Origin of the sequence: Mesorhizobium intechi (assembly GCF_002879535.1) — a bacterium.
GTDB lineage: Bacteria > Pseudomonadota > Alphaproteobacteria > Rhizobiales > Rhizobiaceae > Mesorhizobium > Mesorhizobium intechi.
In genome coordinates this window covers 1-944 of sequence record NZ_PNOT02000105.1, presented here as the reverse complement: position 1 = coordinate 944, position 944 = coordinate 1, and the positions used below count along the sequence as shown (strand labels likewise).

The following is a 944-nucleotide window of genomic DNA, read 5'->3' as shown; positions in this document are numbered from 1 at the left end:
ATCTCGAACAGCGCCTTGGCGTCGCCACCAGCGGCGGCATCGCGCAGCGCGGCCGGGCCGGCATCGGCCGGAATGTCGAGGTTGTTCGCGGCTGCCGTCGCGGGGGCACTTGCCGGTGCGACGGCGCCGGTCGTGTCCTTGGCAATCGCCGCGTTGGCCGCCGTTGGGGCTGCGACCGGCTGGGTGTCGGTATCCGTCGCCTGCGCACTGGCGGTAGCAGCGGTCGGCTCTGAAGCCGTCGTATCCATCGGGGTCGTGGCAACAGGCGCAACTGGTGCTGGAGCGGCCGAAGCCATGGGGCCTGAAGAGGCGGTGGAAGCAGCAGGCGCTGCAGCGGGCTCTGCGACCGGCGCCGTATTGGCCATTGCGTCGGTGTCCGACGGCATCGCCAGGGCGGCCTGCGCCACCATGTCGTCCTTGGTCGTGGTCGCGGATTGTTCGGCTTGCCTGACGGCACGGGCCGGCGCGTTGTCCGTCGCCGCCGGCTGGGCTTCCGTCTTCGGCTGGCTCGCCGTGTCGACGGATGCGGTCTGCACTGGCTGCGCGGCAACAATCGGTGCGGCGTCGTTGTTTGCCACCTGAGCGGGATCCGAGAGGAACGCCTTGCCGAGTTGCAGGCCGGCAAGCGCCAGCATGATCGCCGCCGCCGCCATCAGGATCGGCTTGCGTCGGGCCTTGAGCAGGTCGCCGATCCTGAGCGCCTTCACCGGGCCTTTCACCGTCGACTGGCGCTTCAGGGCATCGGCCTCCGCGGCCGCCGCCTGCGCCGCGCGCCGCGCGGCTGCGATGAAATCCGATTTCGCGGCGTCGCTTTCGCCAAGCTTTGCCGGCTGGCCGCGCTCGTCGCGAACCCGCTTCATGATGGCATTGAGGTCGGGCGCGCCGGAGCCTGGCTCCAGCGGGCGGTTGGCCACTTTTGGGTCCAGCGGCTCGTCAAGATCGAC

General features: G+C 70.3%; 1 pseudogene. It reads right to left on the bottom strand.

The window, feature by feature from the left end:
* Positions 1 to 944 (bottom strand): annotated as a pseudogene (locus tag C1D09_RS09320) (peptidoglycan-binding protein); the annotation flags it as partial.